Genomic DNA, 5175 nt, shown 5'->3' on the forward strand with positions numbered 1-5175 from the left:
GGAGGTCATAGAACCGGTCGAAGACGAACTGCTCACCCGTACGTACGTCTTTGGTGATCTCGTCGCTTGGTTCACCGTGTCGGCCAAGACACACGTCTGGGGCTGCCGCGCCCTGCGGGCTTGCCCCTGAACGCTTGTTGCCGGATTCGCCCCCAGCAGGAGTGTCGGTTTCGAACTGGGGGCGCACCCTCGGGGACTGCAACGCTTCCAACAACGCACGCAGGCTCCCTGCTTGCAGGGGTGGCAGGAGGGCGATCATTTTGGTCATCCCATCACCCTGAGCACTAAACCTCACATACCGTTTGGACTGCAGAACACGGTCAGTGGGTTCCACACCGTCAGGGTCAAGATGCGCCCGCACCCGCGACGCCAGCAAACCGATGTCGTCCGCGGAGTACCGGAACCCACCCGAGATGTTCATCGCCGCATCAACCAACGCTTTCTCGGCGTCACGGATCTCTTCCGTGAACCCCAACTGGGCTGCGACGTCGGTCAGGTTACGAACGATCTGCGCCGCCGCATCCACACCCAACGTGCCATCGATGAGGCCCTGTTCGACGTGCGGGAAGTTCGACGGGATCAGAACCCCATTGATCGACACCCCCGACCTGACACTCTTACCGAGCTTCAGCCAGCTGTTCGCGGTATGCCCCGCCCCACCCGTTACCGCGGCCACCAGCTTCGGTACCGTCGTGAAGTTCTGTGCCCGAGACAGCGACCCATCCCCGAGCTCCGCACGGGACCTCTCAGCCACCTCCCCAGCCAACCGCACACGCAACCCGTCCACTAACCGGCCCAGCTTCTCTGCGTCTGCGATCCGAGACAACAATGCTTCATCGGCAAGCCCGAAGGGCGCGGCAGCCCCACACCACCCCGCCACAACACCAACCACCTCGTCAAAGGCAGCCCCGTCAGCAGCAGGCGGGATGGTGGGCGATTCGTTCATGACCCAAGTCAACCACCAACCACTGACATTCACTCAACAAATCAGGCCCATAACGACCCCCACAGAAAAAAATCTCAAAAAACTTTTGACGACCTTTTTTCGCCCGCCCCCAACTACCGCGCGCCCACCAGCGCCCGGGGCTCGCCGCTCTCCGTCGGCTCCTCCGACCGTTCGAGCTTGGCGCCTTCAACGTCGACATCGGGCGTGATGCGGTCGAGCCAGCGCGGCAACCACCAAGCCTTCTCGCCGAGCAGGTGCATGGCAGCGGGCACGAGCAGCAGGCGCACGACGAACGCGTCGACCAGTACTCCGATTGCAAGCCCGAAGCCGATGACCCGCGCCTCGACGAGGTCGCCGAAGACGAATCCACCGAAGACGGAGATCATGATGATTCCCGCCGCTACGACCACCGGGCGCGCGGTGCGCAGGCCCGCGTTGACTGCTTTGCGGGCAGGCATGCCGTGCACATGAGCTTCGCGCATTCCCGAGGTGATGAAGAGCTGATAGTCCATCGCGAGGCCGAAGATGATTCCAATGAGAAGAATCGGAAGGAAGCTCAGAATGGGCGCGGGGTCGTGAATGCCGAAGATGAAACCAAGCCAGCCCCACTGGTACACAGCGGTCACGGCCCCAAAGGTGGCGAGCACGGTAAGGAGGAATCCGGTGGTCGCAATGAGGGGAACGGCGATCGAACGGAACACCAGAATCATGATCAGAATCGAGAGGCCCAGCACGATGACGAGGTAGAGGGGCAGGGCATCCGCCAGCTTCGCGGAGATGTCGATGTTGATGGCGGTGAGACCGGTGACGCCGATGGTGACCCCGAGCTGGTTGTCGAGCGAGCCGGAGAGGTCGCGCAGGTCTTTGACGACTTGTTCGGTGCTGGCCGCAGAGGGGCCGTCGGAGGGGATGACTTGAAAGATGACGGTGCGGTTGTCTGCGGATGCCCCGGCGGGTGCCGCTGCGACGACGTTGTTGACCGCGAGCAGTTTGTCGGCCACCTTGGCTTCAAGGCTGGTCAGAGCTTGGTCGCTGGTGGTCGTGGGCAGGTTGGCGACGACAATGATCGCGCCGTTGGTGCCAGCGCCGAATGCCTTGTCGATGTCGGTGTAGGCGATGTATTCGGTCGAATCGGTGGGCTGCGACTTGCCGTCTGGCAGGGCGAGGCGCATCGAGAGGGCGGGAATGGCAACGATTAGCAGCGCAATGATTCCGGCCGCGAGGATGATCACCGGGTGCCTGGTCGCAAGAGTTCCCTCTCTCGAGGCCTTCTTGGCGTGTTCTGGCGCTTCGTGAGGGGCAGCGGCGGCGGCGTGTTTCTGGGTGCCGAGGGCGGCACGTTCCTTTTTCGGTAGCACGCGGAGGCCGGCGAGCGACATGAGCGCGGGTGTGAAGGTGAGCGCGACGAGCACGGCGATCGCCACGACGATGGCGCCGGCGGTACCCATGAGGCCCAGAAAGCCGATTCCGGTGATATTGAGAGCGGCGAGGGCGATGATGACGGTGATGCCGGCGAACATGACGGCGTTGCCGGAGGTTCCGTTGGCGAGGCCGATCGACTCCTGCAGGGGAACACCGGCGCGCAGCTGGCGTCGATGACGGTTCAGGATGAACAGGGAATAGTCGATGCCGACGGCCAGGCCGAGCATCAGGCCGAGTGTGACCGTGGCCGATGACATCGAGACCACCCCGGAGAAGGCGAGTACCCCGAGGGCCCCGACGCCGACGCCGATGAACGACGACAGGAGAGGCAGGCCGGCGGCCACCAGGGAGCCGAGCATGATGAACAGCACGATGGCGGCGATGACGATGCCAGCGATCTCACCGGCGCTGACACCGACGGTCACCGAACTCATCGAGGCGGAGTAGTTCTCGACGACACCGGGGATGGAGGTGGCGTTGATGGCGTTGACGGCCGCCGTCTTCTCGTCGGGCGTGACGTCGGCGGTGGGTTTGGAGAAGACAACGGTGGCGACGGCGGTGGCGTTGTCGCTCGAGACGGTCTGAAGCTTGGCGGCCGCTGAGACGAGGCGCTGGCCGTCGGAGACCTGAGCCTGTTGCGCTTCGAGAGTGGTCTTGTTCTGGTCGAGGGTGGCTTGCTGCTGGGCGAGCTGGTCGGCGGCGCCGGTTGGCGCGTTGGCGCCGGCGGCCTGCAGTTGGGCTTTTGCCTGGTCGAGCTGCGCCTGGCCTGCGGCGAGCTGGGCCGACGCAGTTGTGAGTTGAGCTGCGGCGTCGGTCAGTTTGGTTTGCTGGGCCTGGCGATCGGCGGCGGTTTGAAAGGGGTCGATCGTCGAGCTGACGCCGGGGGTGGCGCCCGCGGCAGTGAGCGCCGTGGCGATGTCGGTTTGCTGTTCGGTGGTGAATGCCGACCCGTCGGAAGTAGTGAAGACGACTTGGCCGGTGCCGCGGTCGGCGTCGGGAAGCGATGCCTGCAGCTGGTCGGCGACATTCTGCGCGGGGGTGCCGGAGATGGAGAAGGTGCTCGCCAGTGAGCCGCCCGCAACGAGGAAGGCCGTGCCGGCTCCGGCGAGGATGACCACCCACACCGCGATGACGATCCAGGCGCGCCTGGCGGAGGCGAGTCCGAGCCGTTGGAGGAGCTTGGCCATGGGGGAGCCTTTCGATCGAGCGAGGAGGGGCGAGCATCCGCGACCGGGTGAAGGCGTCAGAAGACGGAACCACTTCGTGCGGACCGCTTCGTCGAAAGTCACTCTATCAAAACGGTACGTAACGTAATTTGGGGGTTGACTGTGAGATACGCTCGGAGGCGTGGAGAGACTGGGCCGTAAGCGAAGCGAAGAGGCGCGGGCCGCCGTGCTGCGGGCAATGCGCGAGCTGGTCACAGAGCAGGGCTACGCGCACGTGACGATCGAGAAGATTGCGGCTCGGGCGGGTGTGGGCAAACCCACCGTCTATCGCTGGTGGCAGTCGAAGAACGCGATTCTCGCCGAGTGTGTGCTGAGCGGCGACGTGCTGCCGACGCCCGTGGCCACCGATTCGCCCAGTGGTGTTCGTGCCGACCCGAGCGAGTGGATCACAGCGGTGCTGACCTACGTCGACGAGAATGCTCCGCTGCTGAGGGGTCTGGTGGCGTCGGCGTTCGAAGATCCGGACATCGCCCGGCAGCTGAGTACTCACCTTGCTGACCCTCTGGAGGTCGCACTGCAGGCGTGGGCTAGTGAGCCCGGCGCGAGCGCGCCGCACCCGGCAGGAATCTCGCCGCGCGCGTTGGCGCAACTACTGCTGGGCGCTATTCTGTACCGACTGTCTCGCCCGCCGGGTGCGAGTGACGACCCGACAGAAGAGCTGTTCGGGGTGTTGGTCTCGCGGCTTCAGGCATCGTAGGCCGAGCCTGCCACCGCGCGCCAGACCAGACCAGACCAGACCAGACCAGACCCGACTACACCCGGCTGCGCACGCCGATCGACTCTTCGGCGACCACTCGCAGCCCAGCCCCGCTGTTCGCCGACGCCGTGAGCGCATCGACCCAGGCGCGGTTCAGCGAGATCTCGGCGCTGCTGTCGAATTCGAACTGCAGCGCAATGGCCGGATGAAACCAGAGCGTGCGTGCATTCGCTGTGACCGAATCGGTGAAGTTGAGAGCGAATTTCTCTTCGCGGCGGAGCTTCGCGAGCAGCACCACTCGCAGGTGCGCGAGTGTTCGGTCGTCGAACTGCACGGTCGTTCCGGGGCTGCCGTAAATGAGTGAAGCCATGTCACTTCCTAACTCGACACGCTGGTTATCGGCGGTCTGACCGGAAGTTTAGTGGATGCCCCCGACAGCCGCAGTCGATCCAGAGCACGATGCCGCGGTGGCCGTGTAGCACCGACGCGACCCTTGCTCGAATGGCCGATCGACGGCGCTTGCGATGGCGGCGACGGGTTCGGTGTCGGCCGAAACCGTGCGGAGGTCGACACCGGGTCGGGGGCCTGCTTTTCGCGACCGTCGCGACCGCGGTGGTGGCGCCAACCTCGTGATCGGTGTCGGGCTCGGCATCGCCCTCGTGTCGGGTCTGCTCGAAGTGCAGCGCAGCGCCACCGGCGAAGACTTCGCCGGGCTCACCGGCGTGTTCTACGCCGTCGTATATGTGGGATTCCTCGTCTCGACCCTCATCGCCGACCTCGCCCTCCCGCGCCGCTCAGGGCGGGGTTGAGGTACGCCTTTCGGCTAGTTAGGCGGCCGAAAGGTGAGCATTTGCCGTACCTCAACCTGTCTCTTATACACATCT

Annotated in this window: 5 protein-coding genes; 2 read left to right on the plus strand and 3 right to left on the minus strand. The window is 64.7% G+C overall.

Annotated features, from left to right (window positions below; translation table 11 throughout):
* Positions 1–754, minus strand: a 754-nt coding sequence (locus QN358_RS18560; RefSeq protein ID WP_323513241.1) for a DUF222 domain-containing protein, incomplete at its 3' end; no start/stop codon positions are given.
* Positions 755–1059: 305 nt separating this feature from the next.
* The gene (locus tag QN358_RS18565; RefSeq protein ID WP_323513242.1) at positions 1060–3555 is read right to left on the minus strand and encodes an MMPL family transporter; all 2496 of its coding nucleotides are present in this window, start codon (positions 3553–3555) and stop codon (positions 1060–1062) included.
* A gap of 160 nt (positions 3556–3715) precedes the next feature.
* On the opposite strand from QN358_RS18565, the gene QN358_RS18570 reads away from it, so the two are divergent.
* Positions 3716–4291, plus strand: coding sequence for a TetR/AcrR family transcriptional regulator (locus QN358_RS18570; protein ID WP_136640662.1), 576 nt, complete (start codon positions 3716–3718; stop codon positions 4289–4291).
* A 55-nt stretch (positions 4292–4346) separates the two neighbouring features.
* Here QN358_RS18570 and QN358_RS18575 read toward each other — a convergent pair whose 3' ends face one another.
* Positions 4347–4661 carry a hypothetical protein gene (locus tag QN358_RS18575; RefSeq protein ID WP_136640663.1) on the minus strand — a complete coding sequence of 105 codons (315 nt, stop codon included), beginning with the start codon at positions 4659–4661 and terminating at the stop codon, positions 4347–4349.
* Positions 4662–4815: 154 nt separating this feature from the next.
* Between QN358_RS18575 and QN358_RS18580 the strand changes: the two genes are divergently transcribed.
* Complete coding sequence (locus tag QN358_RS18580) at positions 4816–5100, plus strand: hypothetical protein (protein WP_136640664.1); 285 nt, start codon at positions 4816–4818, stop codon at positions 5098–5100.
* Positions 5101–5175 lie beyond the last annotated feature (75 nt).

The organism is Subtercola sp. RTI3, assembly GCF_035018625.1.
GTDB lineage: Bacteria > Actinomycetota > Actinomycetes > Actinomycetales > Microbacteriaceae > Subtercola > Subtercola vilae.

What these genes read in the sequence shown, in the direction of transcription:
- QN358_RS18565 (WP_323513242.1), bottom strand. Translation starts at nt 3,555, where the DNA reads ATGGCCAAGCTCCTCCAACGGCTCGGACTCGCCTCCGCCAGGCGCGCC.
- QN358_RS18575 (WP_136640663.1), bottom strand. Translation starts at nt 4,661, where the DNA reads ATGGCTTCACTCATTTACGGCAGCCCCGGAACGACCGTGCAGTTCGAC.
- QN358_RS18580 (WP_136640664.1), top strand. Translation starts at nt 4,816, where the DNA reads ATGGCGGCGACGGGTTCGGTGTCGGCCGAAACCGTGCGGAGGTCGACA.